This is a genomic window from Ramlibacter sp. MAHUQ-53, from assembly GCF_052600055.1.
In genome coordinates, this window is the sequence record NZ_JBQWTS010000009.1 from 168,424 (window position 1) to 186,951 (window position 18,528).

General features: G+C 69.0%; 21 protein-coding genes. 14 read left to right on the forward strand and 7 right to left on the reverse strand.

Features of this window, described 5'->3' with window-relative positions; translation table 11 throughout:
• Positions 1 to 13 precede the first annotated feature (13 nt).
• The 6 genes from nadC (at position 14) to ACT80S_RS14740 (ending at position 4,664) form a co-directional block, all read left to right on the forward strand.
• Positions 14 to 883, forward strand: coding sequence for a carboxylating nicotinate-nucleotide diphosphorylase (gene nadC / locus ACT80S_RS14715; RefSeq protein WP_377417095.1), 870 nt, complete (start codon positions 14 to 16; stop codon positions 881 to 883).
• 50 nt (positions 884 to 933) lie between these two features.
• The gene (gene purN, locus ACT80S_RS14720; protein WP_377417097.1) at positions 934 to 1,515 is read left to right on the forward strand and encodes a phosphoribosylglycinamide formyltransferase; all 582 of its coding nucleotides are present in this window, start codon (positions 934 to 936) and stop codon (positions 1,513 to 1,515) included.
• A gap of 8 nt (positions 1,516 to 1,523) precedes the next feature.
• Entirely contained in the window at positions 1,524 to 2,780 is a 1,257-nt protein-coding gene (locus ACT80S_RS14725) for an RsmB/NOP family class I SAM-dependent RNA methyltransferase (protein ID WP_377417099.1), read from the forward strand.
• Positions 2,781 to 2,884: 104 nt separating this feature from the next.
• The gene (locus ACT80S_RS14730) at positions 2,885 to 4,099 is read left to right on the forward strand and encodes a DesA family fatty acid desaturase (RefSeq protein WP_377417102.1); all 1,215 of its coding nucleotides are present in this window, start codon (positions 2,885 to 2,887) and stop codon (positions 4,097 to 4,099) included.
• A 167-nt stretch (positions 4,100 to 4,266) separates the two neighbouring features.
• Positions 4,267 to 4,485: a hypothetical protein gene (locus tag ACT80S_RS14735; RefSeq protein WP_377417105.1), complete on the forward strand. Its 219-nt coding sequence runs from the start codon at positions 4,267 to 4,269 to the stop codon at positions 4,483 to 4,485.
• A complete protein-coding gene (locus ACT80S_RS14740) occupies positions 4,482 to 4,664 on the forward strand; it encodes a hypothetical protein (protein ID WP_377417107.1) in 183 nt (60 codons plus the stop codon). Before ACT80S_RS14735 ends, ACT80S_RS14740 begins: the two co-directional genes overlap by 4 nt.
• A gap of 59 nt (positions 4,665 to 4,723) precedes the next feature.
• On the opposite strand, the gene rpmG is transcribed toward ACT80S_RS14740, so the two are convergent.
• The 3 genes from rpmG to trxB all read right to left on the reverse strand — a co-directional run bounded on the left by rpmG (position 4,724) and on the right by trxB (position 6,326).
• Positions 4,724 to 4,894: a 50S ribosomal protein L33 gene (gene rpmG, locus ACT80S_RS14745; protein WP_191820063.1), complete on the reverse strand. Its 171-nt coding sequence runs from the start codon at positions 4,892 to 4,894 to the stop codon at positions 4,724 to 4,726.
• Between the two features lie 15 nt (positions 4,895 to 4,909).
• Positions 4,910 to 5,143: a 50S ribosomal protein L28 gene (gene rpmB / locus ACT80S_RS14750; protein WP_377417110.1), complete on the reverse strand. Its 234-nt coding sequence runs from the start codon at positions 5,141 to 5,143 to the stop codon at positions 4,910 to 4,912.
• A gap of 232 nt (positions 5,144 to 5,375) precedes the next feature.
• Complete coding sequence (gene trxB, locus ACT80S_RS14755; protein WP_377417112.1) at positions 5,376 to 6,326, reverse strand: thioredoxin-disulfide reductase; 951 nt, start codon at positions 6,324 to 6,326, stop codon at positions 5,376 to 5,378.
• A gap of 174 nt (positions 6,327 to 6,500) precedes the next feature.
• Here trxB and ACT80S_RS14760 point away from each other — a divergent pair, with 174 nt between their 5' ends.
• The 8 genes from ACT80S_RS14760 to ACT80S_RS14795 all read left to right on the forward strand — a co-directional run bounded on the left by ACT80S_RS14760 (position 6,501) and on the right by ACT80S_RS14795 (position 15,267).
• Positions 6,501 to 7,175: a Crp/Fnr family transcriptional regulator gene (locus ACT80S_RS14760; protein WP_377417114.1), complete on the forward strand. Its 675-nt coding sequence runs from the start codon at positions 6,501 to 6,503 to the stop codon at positions 7,173 to 7,175.
• Positions 7,176 to 7,200: 25 nt separating this feature from the next.
• Entirely contained in the window at positions 7,201 to 9,543 is a 2,343-nt protein-coding gene (locus tag ACT80S_RS14765) for a DNA translocase FtsK (RefSeq protein ID WP_377417117.1), read from the forward strand.
• Positions 9,544 to 9,545: 2 nt separating this feature from the next.
• On the forward strand, positions 9,546 to 10,196 hold the full coding sequence (gene lolA, locus ACT80S_RS14770) for an outer membrane lipoprotein chaperone LolA (protein ID WP_377417119.1): 651 nt from the start codon (positions 9,546 to 9,548) through the stop codon (positions 10,194 to 10,196).
• Between the two features lie 82 nt (positions 10,197 to 10,278).
• Positions 10,279 to 11,583: a replication-associated recombination protein A gene (locus ACT80S_RS14775; RefSeq protein ID WP_377417121.1), complete on the forward strand. Its 1,305-nt coding sequence runs from the start codon at positions 10,279 to 10,281 to the stop codon at positions 11,581 to 11,583.
• Between the two features lie 150 nt (positions 11,584 to 11,733).
• The gene (locus ACT80S_RS14780; RefSeq protein ID WP_377417124.1) at positions 11,734 to 12,663 is read left to right on the forward strand and encodes a branched-chain amino acid ABC transporter permease; all 930 of its coding nucleotides are present in this window, start codon (positions 11,734 to 11,736) and stop codon (positions 12,661 to 12,663) included.
• A 16-nt stretch (positions 12,664 to 12,679) separates the two neighbouring features.
• Positions 12,680 to 13,768: a branched-chain amino acid ABC transporter permease gene (locus ACT80S_RS14785; RefSeq protein ID WP_377417128.1), complete on the forward strand. Its 1,089-nt coding sequence runs from the start codon at positions 12,680 to 12,682 to the stop codon at positions 13,766 to 13,768.
• Between the two features lie 10 nt (positions 13,769 to 13,778).
• On the forward strand, positions 13,779 to 14,549 hold the full coding sequence (locus tag ACT80S_RS14790; protein WP_377417129.1) for an ABC transporter ATP-binding protein: 771 nt from the start codon (positions 13,779 to 13,781) through the stop codon (positions 14,547 to 14,549).
• A 1-nt stretch (position 14,550) separates the two neighbouring features.
• Positions 14,551 to 15,267, forward strand: coding sequence for an ABC transporter ATP-binding protein (locus tag ACT80S_RS14795; RefSeq protein ID WP_377417132.1), 717 nt, complete (start codon positions 14,551 to 14,553; stop codon positions 15,265 to 15,267).
• An 18-nt stretch (positions 15,268 to 15,285) separates the two neighbouring features.
• Here ACT80S_RS14795 and ACT80S_RS14800 read toward each other — a convergent pair whose 3' ends face one another.
• The 4 genes from ACT80S_RS14800 to ACT80S_RS14815 all read right to left on the reverse strand — a co-directional run bounded on the left by ACT80S_RS14800 (position 15,286) and on the right by ACT80S_RS14815 (position 18,524).
• Complete coding sequence (locus ACT80S_RS14800; RefSeq protein WP_377417134.1) at positions 15,286 to 15,882, reverse strand: outer membrane protein; 597 nt, start codon at positions 15,880 to 15,882, stop codon at positions 15,286 to 15,288.
• 124 nt (positions 15,883 to 16,006) lie between these two features.
• A complete protein-coding gene (locus ACT80S_RS14805) occupies positions 16,007 to 16,975 on the reverse strand; it encodes a tripartite tricarboxylate transporter substrate binding protein (RefSeq protein WP_377417137.1) in 969 nt (322 codons plus the stop codon).
• 45 nt (positions 16,976 to 17,020) lie between these two features.
• Positions 17,021 to 17,335 carry a hypothetical protein gene (locus tag ACT80S_RS14810; protein WP_377417140.1) on the reverse strand — a complete coding sequence of 105 codons (315 nt, stop codon included), beginning with the start codon at positions 17,333 to 17,335 and terminating at the stop codon, positions 17,021 to 17,023.
• A gap of 106 nt (positions 17,336 to 17,441) precedes the next feature.
• Entirely contained in the window at positions 17,442 to 18,524 is a 1,083-nt protein-coding gene (locus ACT80S_RS14815; RefSeq protein ID WP_377417142.1) for a CDP-6-deoxy-delta-3,4-glucoseen reductase, read from the reverse strand.
• Positions 18,525 to 18,528: the final 4 nt, after the last annotated feature.

Consider the following 18,528-nt stretch of genomic DNA (forward strand, 5'->3'; position numbering starts at 1 on the left):
TTTTCCTTCCCTCATGCAAGACACGCTTTCCCCCGCCCAAGTCGAAGCCGACGTGCGCCGCGCCCTCGAGGAGGACGTCGGCAGCGGCGACCTCACCGCCTCCCTGGTGCCGGCCGAGCGCCAGGTCACGGCCACCATCATCTGCCGCGAGGCCGCCGTGGTCTGCGGCCAGCCCTGGGTCGACGAGGTGCTGCGCCAGGTGGCGCCGGGCGCCCGCGCGAACTGGCTGGTGCGCGATGGCGGGCGCACCACGCCCGGCGCCAAGGTGGTCGAGATCACCGGCAGCGCCCGCGAGCTGCTCACCGCCGAGCGCGTCTGCCTGAACTTCCTGCAGACCCTCAGCGCCGTGGCCACCAAGACCGCCGCGTATGTCGACGTGGTCCGTGGCACCCGCGCCGCCATCCTCGACACGCGCAAGACCATCCCCGGCCTGCGCATCGCCGAGAAATACGCGGTGCGCTGCGGCGGCGGCAAGAACCACCGCATGGGCCTGTACGACGCGATCCTGATCAAGGAGAACCACATCGCCGCGGCCGGCGGCCTCACCCCGGCCTTCCGCGCGGCCCAGGCCCTGGCGGCCACCCGGCCGGTGGAATTCATCCAGGTCGAGGTCGAGACGCTGGCGCAGCTGCGCGAGGCCCTGGACGCGGGCGTGACCATGGTCCTCCTGGACAACATGGACATCGCCACCATCCGCGAGGCGGTGAAGATGGCGGGTGCGGGTTGCAGCCTGGAGATCTCCGGCGGCGTCACCTTCGACCAGCTGCGCGAGTACGCCGAGACCGGCGTGGACCGCATCTCGGTCGGCGGCCTGATCAAGGACATCCAGGCGGTCGATTTCTCGATGCGCTTCTCGGACAAGCCGGTCGAGCGCAGCGCCTGAGCCGGCCCGATCGGGGCAGGGGCGCCGCGCTTGGGATAATCGCGGCCTCCATGAAGAACATCGTGATCCTGATCTCCGGTGGCGGCTCGAACATGTCCGCCATCGTCCACGCGGCCCGGCGCGAGGACTGGGAGTCCCGCTTCGGCGCCCGTGTGGCCGCCGTCATCAGCAACCGTGCCGACGCCAAGGGCCTGGCCTTCGCCGCCGGCTCGGGCATCCCGACGGCCATCGTCGACCACAAGCAGTTCGCGGGCCGCGAGGCCTTCGACGCCGCGCTTGCCGCCGAGATCGACCGCCACCAGCCCGCGCTGGTGGTGCTCGCGGGGTTCATGCGCATCCTCACCCCGGGCTTCGTCGCCCGCTACGAGGGGCGGCTGGTGAACATCCATCCCTCGCTGCTGCCCGCCTTCCCGGGGCTGCACACGCACCAGCGGGCCATCGAGGCCGGCTGCAAGTTCGCCGGCGCCACGGTGCACCAGGTCACCGCCGAACTGGACCACGGTCCCATCCTGGAGCAGGCCGTCGTCCCGGTGCTGCCCGGTGACACGCCCGAGGTGCTGGCCTCCCGCGTGCTGACGCAGGAACACCAGATCTATCCCCGGGCCATTGCGCGCCTGCTGCCCACCCTCTGAGGCCCGCCATGCATCCCAAAGCCCTGCTCGACGCCTGCGCCGAACTCGTCGGCCTCGCCCTCAAGTTCGAGCACCCGGCCGATGCCGTGGTCTCGCGCTATTTCCGCGACCACCGCAACCTCGGCCCGCGCGAACGCGCCACCCTGGCCGAGACCGTCTACGCCGTCCTGCGCCAGAAGCTGCTGTTCGACCACTTCGCGCCCTCGGGCAGCGGCCCCAAGGAGCGGCGCATGGCCATCCTGGGTTTCGCCGGCCCGCGCGATTTCCTCCAGGGCGCCCTGAACGACACCGAAAAGCGCTGGCTGGACCAGTGCGACGCGGTGCGCCCCGAGGACCTGCTGGAGCGCCACCGCCACAACCTGCCCGAATGGCTGGTGCAGCCGCTCAAGGAGCAGCTCGGCGACGCGTTCTGGGCCCTGGTCGACAGCCTGAACCGCCCCGCGCCGCTGGACCTGCGGGTCAACGCGCTCACCGCCAAGCGCGAGGACGTCGCCAAGGAGCTGAAGGCCGCCGGCATTGCCTCGCAGCCCACGCCGTTCTCGCCCTGGGGCCTGCGCCTGGAGGGCAAGCCCGCGCTGACCAAGCTGGACGCCTTCACGCGCGGCGCCATCGAGGTGCAGGACGAGGGCTCGCAGCTGCTCGCCGCCATGCTCGACGCCAAGCGCGGCGAGATGGTCGTCGACTTCTGCGCCGGCGCTGGCGGCAAGACCCTGGCCATCGGCGCCACCATGCGCAACACCGGCCGGCTCTATGCCTTCGACACCTCGGCCCACCGCCTCGACGCGCTCAAGCCGCGCCTGGCGCGCAGCGGCCTGTCCAACGTGCACCCCGCGGCCATCGCCCACGAGCGTGACGACCGCATCAAGCGCCTGGCCGGCAAGATCGACCGGGTGCTGGTGGATGCGCCTTGCTCCGGACTGGGCACCCTGCGCCGCAACCCTGACCTGAAGTGGCGCCAGTCGCCCAAGGCGGTGGCGGAGCTCACCGCCAAGCAGGCCGCCATCCTGCGCAGCGCTGCGCGCCTGCTCAAGCCGGGCGGCCGGCTGGTCTACGCCACCTGCAGCGTGCTGCGCGAGGAGAACGAGGCGATCGCCCAGGCCTTCACCGCGGAGGACCCGTCCTTCCGCGTGCTGCCGGCTGCCGAGGCCCTGGCCGGCCTGAAGCTCGGCGATGTCCAGGCCCTGTGCTCGGGCGACTACCTGCGCCTGTGGCCGCACCGCCATGCCATGGACGGCTTTTTCGCCGCGGCGTGGGTCAAGACCTGAAAATCATGGGGTCATGGTGAGTCATTAAGTTCTCGGGGGTTGGCGTTGGGGAACCCTCAGCCGTAAAATCGATCGATTGACCTTTGAGGACTGACTCCCCCCCTATGATGCTTCCTGACTGGGCCGTGCTGAACGCGGCGATCGATTTCTTCGCCCACGGCCTGCTGGATCTGACCTGGTGGCAGATCGTCATCTACACCCTGGTGACGACCCACATCACCATCGCCAGCGTGACGATCTTCCTGCACCGCAGCCAGGCCCACCGCGCCCTGGACCTGGGCAAGATCCCCTCCCACTTCTTCCGCTTCTGGCTGTGGCTGGGCACCGGCATGGTGACCAAGCAGTGGGTCGCCATCCACCGCAAGCACCACGCCAAGTGCGAGACCGAGGACGACCCCCACAGCCCGCAGACCCGCGGCATCGAGACCGTCTTCTGGAAGGGCGCCGAGCTGTATCGCGCCGAGGCCAAGAACGCCGAGACCGTCGCCAAGTTCGGCCATGGCACGCCCGATGACTGGATCGAGCGCAACCTGTACACCCGCCACAGCGCGCTGGGCGTGTCGATCATGCTGATCCTGAACGTGCTCCTGTTCGGCGCCGCCGGCCTCACGGTCTGGGCCGTGCAGATGCTGTGGATCCCCGTCACCGCCGCCGGCATCATCAACGGCATCGGCCACTACTGGGGCTACCGCAACTTCGAGGCGCCCGACGCCTCCACCAACATCTCGCCCTGGGGCATCCTGATCGGCGGCGAAGAACTCCACAACAACCACCACACCTACCCGACGGCGGCCAAGTTCTCCGTCAAGAAGTACGAGTTCGACATCGGCTGGGTCTACATCCGCTTCTTCGAGAAGCTGGGCTGGGCCAAGGTCAAGAAGGTGCCGCCGAAGCTGCAGCTGGGCTCCATCCGCCCGGTGGCCGACGAGAAGACCCTGGAGGCGGTCATCGCCAACCGCTACGAGGTCATGGCCCGCTACGCCCGCGAGATGCGCCGCGCCTGCGCCGACGAGATCTCCGCCGTCACCGCCAAGGGCCAGGACTCCGCGCTGCTCAAGGCCTGCCGCCGGTGGCTGCACCGTGAGGACGACCGCGTGCCGGCCGACGCCCGCGCCCAGCTGGCCCAGGCCCGCGCCGCCCACCCGGCCATCGACAAGATGTTCACCATGCGCGAGGAGCTGCGCCAGATGTGGCTGAACACCAGCGTCTCGCGCGAGCAGCTGGCCGCCGACCTGGCCGCCTGGTGCAAGCGCGCCGAGGACAGCGGCATCGCCCGCCTGCAGCACTTCTCCCAGCGCCTGCGCGCCGCGCACGCCTGACGCGCCAGGCGTCGCCTTGAAAGAGCCCTGCACCGCGGGGCTTTTTCTTTTCCAGCGCGGCAACAGTTTTATCTCGACACCGACAACCCGTCCCCCCTACACTGCGCCGCGCACAGAGGGGGAGGGCGATCGTGGGAAACCACCGCGAACTGGTGAAGGAACAGCTCATGCACATGCTGTTCGGCACCTTCATCTTCGGTGTCCTGGGTGGGCTTGCGGTCGCGCTTGACCTGGCGGCCGGGTCGGTCCAGCGCCTGGGTGTGAGCTTGTTCACGCAGTGGGCGATCGAGTTCTCGGCCCACGTCATGCTGGCGATGGATTTGGTACTGTTTGCCCTGTATCTCGCTCGCAGTGGCTGGTCACTGGCCAAGGAGACGTTCAAATGACGAAGCAGCGCCTTGCACTCGGTCGTATCCTCAAGGACAGCATCCGCCTCTATTTCGCGCCCCTCACCGGCGCGTGGCGGGGTATCCGCATGGAGATCGACCGCATCGAACGCGAGATCGAAGCCCGCCGCCGCGCCGAGCGGGAAGCCTGCCCGCCCGAAGGCCGGCGCCCCGCCTGACCAGCGGCGCGCCAAAGAAAAAGCCCCGCGGTGCGGGGCTTTTCCTGGGGTGGGCCGAATTACTTCAGCTTCACTTCCTTGTACTCGACGTGCTTGCGAGCCTTGGGATCAAACTTCATGATCGCCATCTTCTCGGGCATCGTCTTCTTGTTCTTGCTGGTGGTGTAGAAGTGACCGGTACCGGCCGTGGACTCCAGCTTGATCTTCTCGCGTCCGCCTTTGCTAGCCATGTCTATTCTCCTTGATTAGGCCTGGCCGCGGGCACGCAGGTCCGCCAGCACGCTGTCGATACCGTTCTTGTCGATCAGGCGCAGCGCGGCGCTCGAAACGCGCAGGCGCACCCAGCGGTTCTCGCTCTCGACCCAGAAACGGCGGTATTGCAGGTTCGGCATGAACCGGCGCTTGGTTTTGTTGTTGGCGTGGGAAACGTTATTCCCGACCATCGGGCCCTTGCCCGTGACTTCACACTTGCGTGCCATGGAGCACTCCAGTCAAAACGGTGGTCGCTGTCGCGAGCACCTCACCTCGCCAGAATTATTCGGGTGGCGGTAACCCATCTGCCGGCATGTGCATTCCCAGGCACGGATCCAGCAAAGCCTGCGATTATAGCCCAGCCCGCAGCGGCTGCGCCACGGGCCCTGGCGGGGCACCCTCGAGGGCCCGGCAAGGCCGGTTCCGCGGCGGCGCGTGAACCGGCCTGTCGCGCCTCGATTACTCGTGCTGCTCGAGGAAGCGCTGTGCATCCAGGGCCGCCATGCAGCCGGTGCCGGCGCTGGTGATGGCCTGGCGGTACACGTGGTCCTGCACGTCGCCCGCGGCGAAGACGCCCGGCACGCTGGTCTGCGTGGCGAAGCCGTTGTTGCCGCCCTGGGTGATGAGGTAGCCGTCCTTCATTTCCAGCTGGCCCTGGAAGATCCCGGTGTTGGGCGAGTGGCCGATGGCGATGAAGCAGCCCTTGAGCTCGATGTCCTCGGTGCTGCCGTCGTTGACGTCCTTCACGCGGATGCCGGTCACGCCGGTCGCGTCGCCCAGCACTTCGTCCAGCGTCTTGAAGGTCTTGAGGACGATCTTGCCGGCCGCCACCTTCTCCATCAGCTTGTCCACCAGGATCGGCTCGGCGCGGAACTTGTCGCGGCGGTGCACCAGGTAGACCTTGCTGGCGATGTTGGACAGGTACAGCGCCTCCTCGACGGCGGTGTTGCCGCCGCCGACGACGCAGCAGGTCTGGTCGCGATAGAAGAAGCCGTCGCAGGTGGCGCAGGCGCTCACGCCCTTGCCCATGAAGGCCTCCTCGGAGGGCAGGCCCAGGTAGCGGGCCGACGCGCCGGTGGCGATGATCAGCGAGTCGCAGGTGTAGGTGCCGCTGTCGCCGGTGAGGGTGAAGGGGCGCTTGGACAGGTCGACCTGGTTGATGTGGTCGAACACCATCTGCGTCTTGAAGCGCTCGGCATGCTCCATGAAGCGCTGCATCAACTCGGGGCCCTGCACGCCGTGCACGTCGGCGGGCCAGTTGTCGACGTCGGTGGTCGTCATGAGCTGGCCGCCCTGGGCGATCCCGGTGATCAGCAGCGGGTTGAGGTTGGCGCGCGCGGCGTAGATGGCGGCGGTGTAGCCGGCCGGGCCGGAGCCGAGAATGAGGACTTTGGCGTGTTGTGTGCTCATGTTGGTAAAACTTGCGCGTACGGTTTCACGCGCGGTGTACATTTCTGGGCCAGTCGGCAAGTATCCCTCGCCTTGGCGGGCCGGGCACTTGTCCCTTTTGATGGCAGCGATTGTAAGAACCGATGGTCGAGGTTCGCCGCCACCCGGGCAGGCACCCGGCCGGGGAGGGTGGAGATGTCGATGCTTTCCAACCTGGAGCTCATTCGCCGGGTTCCCCTGTTCGCCTTGCTCACCTCGGCCCAGGCCGAGTCGGTGGCGGATGCCGTGGTCAAGCGCCGCTTCAAGCGCGGCGAGGTGGTGGTGGAGCAGGGGGACAAGTCCAACACCCTGTTCATCATCCTCACCGGCCGCACCCGCGTCATCACCTCGGACCGGCGCGGCCGCGAGGTCATCCTCGCCACCCTGCAGCCCGGGGACTACATCGGCGAGATGAGCCTGATCGACAACGAGGCCCATTCCGCCACCGTCCGCGCCGAGGTGCAGACCGACATGCTCGCCCTGGGCCGCGCCGAGTTCGCCCGCTGCCTGCCGGAGAACAGCTCGATGGCCTACGCCATCATGAAGGGCCTGGTGCAGCGCCTGCGGCAGGCCGACCGCAAGATCGAATCCCTCGCCCTGATGGATGTCTACGGCCGCGTCGCCCGCGCCCTGCTGGAGTTCGCCCAACCCGATCGCGAGGGCCTGCTCACCATCCGCGAACGCATCTCCCGCCAGGACATCGCCAAGATGGTGGGCGCTTCCCGCGAGATGGTCAGCCGCGTGATGAAGGACCTCGAAGAGCGCGGCTTCATCGAAACCCGCGAGGACGGGTCCATGCTGATCAAGGATCGGCTCAGTACCCTCGGATAATCTAGGCGGGTTCGCACCGCAGTCCATGACGTATTCGCTCCATACCCTGACCTCCCCCACGGCCTCGCGCGAGGCCGATGACCGTCCCGGCCTGGGCCGCTTCGCCCAGGAGATCGCCCTGGTGCTGGGGCTGCTGGCGCTGGCGTTCTGGCTGCTGGCCCTGGTCACGCACTCGGTGCAGGACGCGGCGTTCTCCACCTCGGGCACGGGCGGCCCGGTGCGCAACTGGGGTGGCCGCCTGGGCGCCTGGCTGGCTGATGCCAGCTTCTTCCTCCTGGGCTACTCGGTCTGGTGGTGTGTGGCGGCCGGCGTGCGGGCCTGGTTCGCGGCGCTGGCGCGCTGGATGCGCGCCGGCATGGACGATGCGCCCCCGCCCCGCGGCCTGCGTGACCGCCTGGCCTTCTGGGCCGGCCTGGCCCTGCTGCTGGTGGCCAGCTCGGCCCTCGAGTGGTCGCGCCTCTACCGTTTCGAGCCGCGCCTGCCGGACCACGCCGGCGGCGCCCTGGGCTACCTGGCCGGCCCGTCGGCCGTGCACTGGCTCGGCTTCACCGGATCGGGCCTGGTCTGCCTCACCCTGGTGGTGCTGGCGATGGGCGCCGTCTTCCGGTTCTCCTGGGGCCAGGTGGCCGAGCACATCGGCGCCCGCATCGACGGCTTCTTCGCGGCCCGCCGCGAGCAGCGCGAGATCCAGGAGGACCTCGCCTTCGGCCAGCAGGCCGCCCGCGAGCGCGAGGAAACCGTGCTCGAGGAGCGTCACGAGATCGAGGAGCAGCACCACACGCCGGTCCTCATCGAGCCGGTGGTGGTCGAGGTCCCCAAGAGCGAGCGCGTGGCCAAGGAGCGCCAGAAGCCGCTGTTCACCGAGCTGCGTGACAGCAACCTGCCCCAGGTCGACCTTCTCGACGGCGCCCCGGGCCGCCAGGAGACCGTCTCCGCCGAGACGCTGGAGATGACCTCGCGCCTGATCGAGAAGAAGCTCAAGGACTTCGGCGTCGAGGTGCGGGTGGTGCTGGCCCAGCCCGGCCCGGTGATCACCCGCTACGAGATCGAGCCGGCCACCGGCGTGAAGGGTTCGCAGATCGTCAACCTCGCCAAGGACCTGGCGCGCTCGCTGTCGCTGGTGTCCATCCGCGTGATCGAGACCATCCCGGGCAAGAACTACATGGCGCTGGAGCTGCCCAACGCCAAGCGCCAGTCCATCCGCCTCTCCGAGATCCTCGGCTCGCAGGTGTACAACGAGGCCAAGTCCCTCCTCACCATGGGCCTGGGCAAGGACATCATCGGCAACCCGGTGGTGGCCGACCTCGCCAAGATGCCGCACGTGCTGGTTGCCGGCACCACCGGCTCGGGCAAGTCGGTGGGCATCAACGCGATGATCCTGTCGCTCCTGTACAAGGCCGAGGCGCGCGACGTCCGCCTGCTGATGATCGACCCCAAGATGCTGGAGATGTCGGTCTACGAGGGCATCCCGCACCTGCTCGCGCCCGTGGTCACCGACATGCGCCAGGCCGCCCACGGCCTGAACTGGTGCGTGGCCGAGATGGAGCGCCGCTACAAGCTCATGGCCAAGCTCGGCGTGCGCAACCTCGCCGGCTACAACACCAAGATCGACGAGGCCAAGGCGCGGGAGGAGTTCATCTACAACCCCTTCAGCCTCACCCCCGACAGCCCGGAGCCGCTCGAGCGCCTGCCCCACATCGTGGTGGTGATCGACGAGCTCGCCGACCTGATGATGGTGGTGGGCAAGAAGATCGAGGAGCTGATCGCCCGCCTCGCCCAGAAGGCGCGCGCCGCCGGCATCCACCTGATCCTGGCCACCCAGCGCCCCAGCGTGGACGTGATCACCGGCCTGATCAAGGCCAACATCCCCACCCGCATCGCCTTCCAGGTCTCCAGCAAGATCGACAGCCGCACCATCCTCGACCAGATGGGCGCCGAGGCGCTCCTGGGCATGGGCGACATGCTGTACATGGCCAGCGGCACCGGCCTGCCGGTGCGCGTGCACGGCGCCTTCGTCAGCGACGACGAAGTGCACCGCGTGGTCAGCTACCTCAAGGAGCAGGGCGGCGAGCCCAACTACATCGAGGGCGTCCTCGAAGGCGGCACCGTCGACGACGAGGGCGGCCCCGGCGGCGAAGGCGGCGAGGGCGGCGAGGGCGGTGGTGAGAAGGACCCGATGTACGACCAGGCGGTCGAGGTGGTCCTCAAGAACCGCAAGGCCAGCATTTCTCTGGTGCAGCGCCACCTCAAGATCGGCTACAACCGCGCCGCCCGCCTGGTCGAGGACATGGAGAACGCCGGCCTCGTCAGTGCCATGAACGGCCAGGGCCAGCGCGACATCCTCGTGCCCAACCGGACCGCGGAGTGAGCGTGGCCCTGTTCCGACGTGCCCTGTGCCTGGGCCTGTGCGCCCTGCTGGCGGCCGCGGCGCTGCCCGCGCGCGCCGACGGCCTGGAGGCGCTCGAAGCGTTCCTGCGCTCCGCCCGCACCGGGCGCGCCGAGTTCACCCAGGCCGTCACCGGCCCGGTCCGCGAGGGGCAGCCGGCGCGCACCAAGGCCTCGTCAGGCACCTTCGAGTTCCAGCGCCCGAGCCGCTTCCGCTTCACCTACCGCAAGCCCTTCGAGCAGACCATCGTCGCCGACGGCCAGACCCTGTGGCTGCACGACCCGGACCTGAACCAGGTCACCGCCCGCCGCCAGGCGCAGGTGCTCGCCTCCACCCCGGCGGCGCTGATCGCCACCGCCGCCGACCTCGCGGCCCTGCGCCAGGATTTCGAGCTCGCCGCCGCGCCCGACCAGGGCGGCCTGCAGTGGGTGCAGGCCACGCCCAGGGCGAAGGATGGCCAGCTGCGCAGCGTGCGCGTGGGCTTCCGCGGCCCCGAGCTGGCGGCGCTGGAGATCCTCGACGCCTTCGGCCAGCGCTCGGTCATGAGCTTCTCGCGCGTGGAGGTCAACCCCGCGCTGCCCGAGTCCACCTTCCAGTTCCGGCCGCCTGCGGGCGCCGACGTGATCCGGCAGTGAACGCAGCGCCGGGCCGCCCCAAGCAAGTTCGTGCCCCCTCGGGGGGCAGCGAGGACACGCCGTCCCGGGCGCGGGGGCTCGAATGAGTTCCCCGAAGGCTTCGGCCCATCCCCCGCTCGCCGAGCGCCTGCGTCCCGCCACCCTGGCCGACGTCATCGGCCAGCAGCACCTGCTTGGCGAGGGCATGCCCCTGCGCATCGCGTTCGAGTCGGGCCAGCCCCACAGCTGCATCCTGTGGGGCCCGCCGGGCGTGGGCAAGACCACCATCGCCCGCCTGATGGCCCAGGCCTTCGACGCGCAGTTCATCACCATCAGCGCGGTGCTCGGCGGCGTGAAGGACATCCGCGAGGCGGTCGAACAGGCCCAGCACGCGGCCTCCGGCCTGCAGGCGCAGCGCACCATCGTCTTCGTCGACGAGGTCCACCGCTTCAACAAGAGCCAGCAGGACGCCTTCCTGCCGCACGTGGAGTCGGGCCTGTTCACCTTCATCGGGGCCACCACCGAGAACCCCTCGTTCGAGGTGAACTCCGCGCTGCTCTCGCGTGCCGCGGTCTACGTGCTGCAGCCGCTGTCGGAGGACGACCTCTCGCAGCTGGTGCAGCGGGCCCAGGCCATCGGCGCCGTGCCGGCGCTGGAGCCGGCGGCCCTGGCGCGCCTGCTGGCCTATGCGGACGGCGACGCGCGCCGCCTGCTCAATACCCTGGAGACCCTCTCGGTCGCCGCCGGCGCGCAGAAGCTCGCCGAGATCACCGACGCCTGGCTGCTCAAGGTGCTGGGCGAGCGCATGCGCCGCTACGACAAGGGCGGCGAGCAGTTCTACGACACCATCAGCGCCCTCCACAAGAGCGTGCGCGGCTCCGACCCGGACGCCGCCCTGTACTGGTTCGTGCGCATGCTCGATGGCGGCGCCGACCCGCGCTACATCGCCCGCCGCCTGGTGCGCATGGCTGCCGAGGACATCGGCCTGGCCGACCCGCGCGCGCTGCGCCTGGCGCTGGATGCCGCCGAGGTCTACGAGCGCCTCGGCTCGCCCGAGGGCGAGCTGGCGCTGGCCGAGTGCGTGGTCTACCTGGCCGTGGCCGCCAAGTCCAACGCGGTCTACACCGCCTACAACCAGATGCGCGCCTTCGTGCAGAAGGACGGCACCCGCCCGGTGCCCATGCACCTTCGCAATGCCCCCACGAAGCTGATGAAGGACCTCGATTACGGCAAGGGCTACCGCTATGCCCACGACGAGGAGGGCGGCTACGCCGCGGGCGAGCGCTACTTCCCCGAGGGCATGGCGCCGGCGCGCTTCTACCAGCCGGTGGAGCGGGGCCTGGAGATCCGCATCGCGGAGAAGCTGCGGATGCTGCGTGAGCGCGATCGCGAGGCTGGCAAGACGTAGCCACGGCGGCCGGCGCCGCGCAGGGAAAACCCGCCGGGGGCGCGTCAGCGCGGTGGCTAGAATCTTCTGCAGATCCGGGACCCGCGCATCACATGGCGGGTTTTTTGCTAACTGACTGACGGACCCGGGCCACAACGGAGAACACGCGTCATGGATATCCTGCTTCAGCAGATCATCAACGGTCTGGTCCTGGGCAGCATGTATGCCCTGGTAGCCCTGGGCTACACCATGGTGTACGGCATCATCAACCTGATCAACTTCGCCCATGGCGAGGTGCTGATGGTGGGGGCCCTCACGAGCTGGGCGATCCTCACCGGCCTGCAGGATGCGGTGCCCGGCATGCCAGGGTGGTTGATGCTGCTGGTGGCCCTGGTGGTTTCCTGCGTCGTTGCCGCCGCCCTGAACTTCGCCATCGAGAAGGTCGCCTACCGGCCCCTGCGCAACAGCCCCAAGCTCGCGCCCCTGATCACCGCCATCGGCATGTCCATCCTGCTGCAGACGCTGGCGATGATCATCTTCAAGCCGAACTACAAGCCCTATCCCTCGGTGCTGCCGGTGGCGCCCCTGAACATCGGCGGCGCGGTGATCACCACCACCCAGGTCCTGATCCTCGCCATCACCGCCATCTCGCTGGCGGTGCTGATGTACCTGGTGAACTACACCAAGCTGGGGCGCGCCATGCGGGCGACCGCCGAGAACCCGCGGGTGGCGGCGCTCATGGGCGTCAAGCCGGACATGGTCATCTCGGCCACCTTCATCATCGGCGCGGTGCTGGCCACTCTGGCGGGCATCATGTGGGCGCTGAACTACGGCACCGTGCAGCACACCATGGGTTTCCTGCCTGGCCTCAAGGCATTCACGGCGGCGGTGTTCGGCGGCATCGGCAACCTCGCCGGCGCGGTGGTGGGCGGGGTGCTGCTGGGACTGATCGAATCCATCGGCTCGGGCTACATCGGCATCCTCACCGGCGGCGTGCTGGGCAGCCACTACACCGACATCTTCGCCTTCATCGTCCTGATCATCGTGCTGACCCTGCGCCCCTCGGGCCTGCTCGGGGAGCGCGTGGCGGACCGCGCCTGAGACCGGAGACCCGCACATGCTGAACTTCCAGAACAAGCGCACCCTGGCCGTCACGGCGGTCCTCCTGCTGCTCCTGCCGCTGCTGCTGCAGTCCATGGGCAATTTCTGGGTCCGCATCGCCGACATGGCGCTGCTGTACGTCCTGCTCGCCCTGGGCCTGAACATCGTGGTGGGCTTCGCCGGCCTGCTGGACCTGGGCTTCGTCGCCTTCTTCGCCATCGGCGCCTACATGTACGGCCTGATGGCCTCGCCGCACCTGTCCGACACCTTCGCCTGGTTCGCGCAGATGTTCCCCACCGGCCTGCACACCTCCATCTTCCTGGTGGTGCCGCTGGGGGCGCTGCTCGCCGGCATCCTGGGCGTGATGCTGGGGGCGCCCACGCTGAAGCTGCGGGGCGACTACCTGGCCATCGTGACCCTGGGCTTCGGCGAGATCATCCGGGTGTTCCTGAACAACCTCGACCACCCGGTCAACCTCACCAACGGCCCCAAGGGCCTGGGCCAGATCGACCCGATCCGCATCTTCGGCCTGAACTTCGGCAAGCCGCTTGAGCTCGGCGGGTTCACCGTGTCCTCGGTCACCCTCTACTACTACCTGTTCCTGCTGCTGGTGGTCGCCAGCGTCGTGATCTGCCACCGCCTGGAGCTCTCGCGCATCGGACGTGCCTGGATGGCGATCCGCGAGGACGAGATCGCCGCCAAGGCCATGGGCATCAACACCCGCAACATGAAGCTGCTCGCTTTCGGCATGGGCGCCACCTTCGGCGGCGTCTCGGGCGCGATGTTCGCGGCCTTCCAGGGGTTCGTCTCGCCCGAGTCGTTCAGCCTGATGGAGTCAGTGATGATCGTCGCCATGGTGGTCCTCGGGGGCATCGGCCACCTGCCGGGCGTGATCCTGGGCGCGGTGCTGCTGTCGGCGCTCCCCGAGGTGCTGCGCTGGGTCTCGGGCCTGCTGGACCTGCAGGCCATGACCGGCGGGCGGCTGGACGCTTCCATCCTGCGCCAGCTGCTGATCGCCCTGGCCATGATCATCGTCATGCTGCTGCGCCCGCGCGGGCTGTGGCCCTCGCCCGAGCATGGCAAGTCCCTGAACAAGGCCGCCTGAGGAGACCGCCATGGCAGACATCGTCCTTCGCGTGGCCGGCATCTCCAAGCGCTTCGGCGGGCTGCAGGCCCTGTCCGATGTGGGCCTCACCATCGAGCGCGGCCAGGTCTACGGCCTGATCGGCCCCAACGGCGCGGGCAAGACCACGTTCTTCAACGTGATCACCGGTCTCTACACCCCCGACAGCGGCAGCTTCGAATTGGCGGGCAAGCCCTACCAGCCCACCGCGGTCCACGAGGTGGCCAAGGCGGGCATTGCGCGCACCTTCCAGAACATCCGCCTGTTCTCCGACATGACGGCGCTGGAAAACGTCATGGTGGGCCGCCACATCCGCACCGGCTCGGGCCTGGTGGGGGCGATCCTGCGCACCGCGGCGTTCCGCGCCGAGGAGGCCGCCATCGCGGCCCGGGCGCAGGAACTGCTCGATTACGTGGGCATCGGCAAGTACGCCGATTTCAAGGCCCGCACGCTGTCCTACGGCGACCAGCGCCGCCTGGAGATCGCCCGCGCCCTGGCCACCGACCCGCAGCTGATCGCACTCGACGAGCCCGCCGCCGGGATGAACGCCACCGAGAAGGTGCAGCTTCGCGAGCTGATAGACCGGATCCGCAAGGACAACCGCACCATCCTGCTGATCGAGCACGACGTGAAGCTGGTCATGGGCCTGTGCGACCGCGTCACCGTGCTCGATTACGGCAAGCAGATCGCGCAGGGCACGCCCGCCGAGGTGCAGCGCAACGAGAAGGTGATCGAGGCCTACCTCGGCACGGGAGGACACTGAGATGGCGGACGTACTGCTCAAGGTCGCGGGCCTGAAGGTCGCCTACGGCGGCATCCAGGCCGTCAAGGGCGTGGACTTCGAGGTCCGCGCGGGCGAGCTGGTCTCGCTGATCGGCTCCAACGGTGCCGGCAAGACCACCACCATGAAGGCCATCACCGGCACGCTGGGCATGGCCGGCGGCGACATCGAATTCCTGGGTTCGAGCATCAAGGGGCAGGGCGCCTGGGACCTGGTCAAGCGTGGCCTCGCCATGGTGCCCGAGGGCCGCGGCGTGTTCACCCGCATGACCATCCTCGAGAACCTGCAGATGGGGGCCCACATCCGCCACGACTCCGCGGACATCCTGGCCGACATCGACAAGGTCTTCACCATCTTCCCGCGCCTGAAGGAGCGCCGCGACCAGCTCGCGGGCACCATGTCCGGCGGCGAGCAGCAGATGCTCGCCATGGGCCGTGCCCTCATGAGCCGGCCGAAGGTGCTGCTGCTCGACGAGCCCTCCATGGGCCTGTCGCCCATCATGGTCGACAAGATCTTCGAGGTGGTGCGTGACGTCCACGCCCAGGGCGTGACCATTGTCCTCGTCGAGCAGAACGCCAGCCGCGCGCTGCAGATCGCCGACCGCGGCTACGTCATGGAGTCAGGCCTCATCACCATGTCCGGCGAGGCCCGCCGCATGCTGGACGACCCCAAGGTCCGCGCCGCCTACCTCGGCGAGTGAGCGGCGCGTCCGCGGGGGTCAGTACCGGTACTGCAGGCCCAGGCTGGTGGCCCGCACGCCCTCGCGGCCGGTGCCCGCGAACTTGAAGTCGTAGCGGTCCCATTCCAGCACCGCCGACAGCTTGGGCGTGAAGTCCCAGCTCACGCCCGCGCCGAAGGACAGGCCCAGCCCGTTCTCGGTGCCGGAGGGCAGGCCCGCGGCGGCCGCCGTGTTCACGCGTGTGTGGCCCCAGACCGCGCCCACCTTGCCGTAGGCGCCGAGGGACTGGGTCACCGGGACCCGGCCCACCAGGCTCAGGTCCAGCCCGTAGGCGCGGGTGCCGCCGCCCCCGCGGTCGGCTTCGCCCATGTGCACCAGGGACAGCTGGCTGCCCCAGCGGTCGCTGGCCATGTTGCGCCCGTACAGGCTCCAGTAGGTGTTTCGGTTGTCGCAGCCGAAGCCGGCGGCGCAGTCGGTGTGGAAGCGGGATCGGCCCAGGTTCAGCCCGATCGAGGTGCGGCCCGAGCCGGGCTCCCACCAGGAGGCGGTGGAGGGGTTGCCGCTGGTCTGCGCCATCGCCGGCATTTCAGCGGACAGGGCAGCCAGGGCGGACAGGAGCAGGAGGCGTGCTCGCATGATCGACCTTTCTTCGAGGCAGGCTCGAAGGGCCAATCTAGGAACCTGGCGTTGCCGGGCTCGTGGGACATGTCCCACGCCCGGCGTAGGACGGCGCGAGGGGCGCCGCCGGATCGACCGGCGCTCAGTCCACCTTGGCGCCCGAGGCCTTGACCACGCGCTCGTACTTGGCGAGCTCGGCGCGCATGAAGGCGCCGAAGGCCTCCGGCGTGGTGGGCACCGGCTCGGCCAGGAGCTGCCCGAAGCGGCTGCGCGTCTCGGGCGCACCCAGGGCCGCGACGAAGGCCTGGTTCAGGCGCTGCACCACGTCGGCGGGCGTGCCGGCCGGCGCCACCAGGCCCCACCAGGTGTCGATGGCGAAGCCCTTGAGCGTCTCGGCCACCGCGGGGATCTCGGGCAGCGCGGTGGAGCGCTGCAGCGTCGTCACCGCCAGGGCCTTGAGCTTGCCTGCGCGGATGTTGGGCGCGGCGGTGGCCAGGTTGTCGAAGTTGAAGTCGACCTGCCCGGACAGCAGCGCCAGCTGCGCGGGGTTGCCGCCGTTGTAGGGAATGTGCACCGCGAAGATGCCCGCATCGCGCTTGAACATCTCGCCGGCCAAGTGCCCGGCGCTGCCATTGCCGCCGCTGCCGTAATTGAGCCGGCCGGGGTTGGCCCTGGCGTAGGCGATCAGGTCGGCCAGGGTCTGGATCTTCAGGCGCTGCGCGGTCTCGGCGTTCATCACCAGCACGTTGGGCACCCGCACCATCTGGGTGATGGGGGCGAAGTCGCGCGCGGCGTCGTACGGCATCTTCGAGAACAGCCAGGGGTTGATCGCGTGGGTGGCCACCGCAGCGACGCCGATGGTCAGGCCGTCCGGCGCCGCCTTGGCCACCAGGTCGGCGCCGAGGTTGCCGCCCGCGCCCGGGCGGTTATCGATGATCACTGTGCCCAGCGTCTCACGCACCCGCTCGGCGAGCGCACGCGCGGTGACGTCGATCGGGCCGCCGGCGGCATACGGCACGACCAGCCGCAACGGGCGCGACTGGGCCAGCGTGGACAACGGGGCGGCGCAGGCCGCCGCGGCGGAAAGGGCAAGGAGGTGACGGCGTTTCATGACGCCGATTTTGACCCGGCCGCGGCCCGCCGCGCGACCGGTGCCTCAGAACTGGGGCGGAAATTCCGCTTCCACGGCCCGCAGTTTCGCCTCGGCGAATTCGTCCACCGTGGCGATGGAAGCCGCGATCGCAGCCTGCACAAATTCGCTGGGAGCCAGGGCCTGCTCCGTGCGCTGCGACAGCAGCACGTTGAGCGCCACGATGACGCCGGCAAGGGCGAGGCCCCCGAGTACCTGCAGCCCGCGGATTCCCAGTTGTTTGCGCCGGGCCTGCGTGACGCGGGCGGCTTTGGCCGCCTTCACGGGATGCTGCGCCGGGTGGCGGTGGAAGATGCCGTGGGGCAGGTGCAGGAGGCTCATGGCGGTCTCTCCTTGTTTCCAGGTGAGCGGGCCTGAAGTTATGGAAAGCCGCCGGGGTCTCATCAACCCCGGTTACGTGCTGTTACCGGGCGGCGGGTCAATGGCGTCAGCCGCCGTGCTTGTCCGCCTCGGAGGTGAAGGAGTCGGCGTAGAACTCCTCGGGCGGCAGGCCGGCCTGCGCGCTGTACTCGGTGCGAGCCGACTCCACCACGATGGGCGCGCCGCAGGCATAGACCTGGTGGCCGGACAGGTCCGGCAGGTCCTCCAGGACCGCCTTGTGGACGAAGCCGGTGCGGCCGGTCCAGTTGTCCTCGGGCAGGGCGTTGGAAACCACGGGCACGTAGCGCAGGTTCGGCATCTGCGCGCACTGTGCGCGCACCCAGTCGTCCATGTACAGGTCACCGGGACGGCGGCCGCCCCAGTACAGGACGGTGGGGCGGGTGATGCCCTTGAACTGCATGTGCTCGATCAGGGCCTTGATCGGCGCGAATCCGGTGCCGGAGGCGAGCAGGACGATGGGCTTGTCGGAGTCCTCGCGCAGGAAGAAGCTGCCGAACGGGCCTTCGACGCGCAGGATGTCCTTTTCCTTCATCGCGGTGAACACATGGTCGGTGAACTTGCCGCCCGGCATGTGGCGCACGTGCAGGTCCACCGCGGGGCCGCTGGCCACGCCACCTTCGTTGCGCACCATCAGGTGCGCGGCGTTGGCCATCGAATAGCTGCGGCGCGCGCCGTCTCGCAGGATGAACTCCACGTACTGGCCGGCATGGAACTTCATGGTGTCCGCGGCGGGCAGCTGCAGGCGCACCAGCATCACGTCGTGCGAGAGCTTCTGCAGGGCCTGCACGCGCACCGGCATCTTCTTGACCGGGAAGGCGCTCTCGTCGGTCACCTGGCGCGACTCCAGCACCACGTCGGACGAGGCGGTGGCGCAGCAGGTCAGGATGTAGCCCGAGGCCTCCTCGTCGGCGTTGAGCGCCTTGCTCTGGTGGGGGCCATGGGTCACGGTCCCCTCAAGCTTGCGGCACTTGCAGGAGCCGCAGGCGCCGTCCTTGCAGCCATAGGGCAGGCCGATGCCCTGGCGGATGGCGGCGGCCAGCAGGGTCTCGCCGGCTTCCGCGCCGAAGCTGCGCCCGCTGGGTTGCACGGTCACCTGGAAGGAGCCGCCCGCGGCGGTCACGCTGGTCATCTTG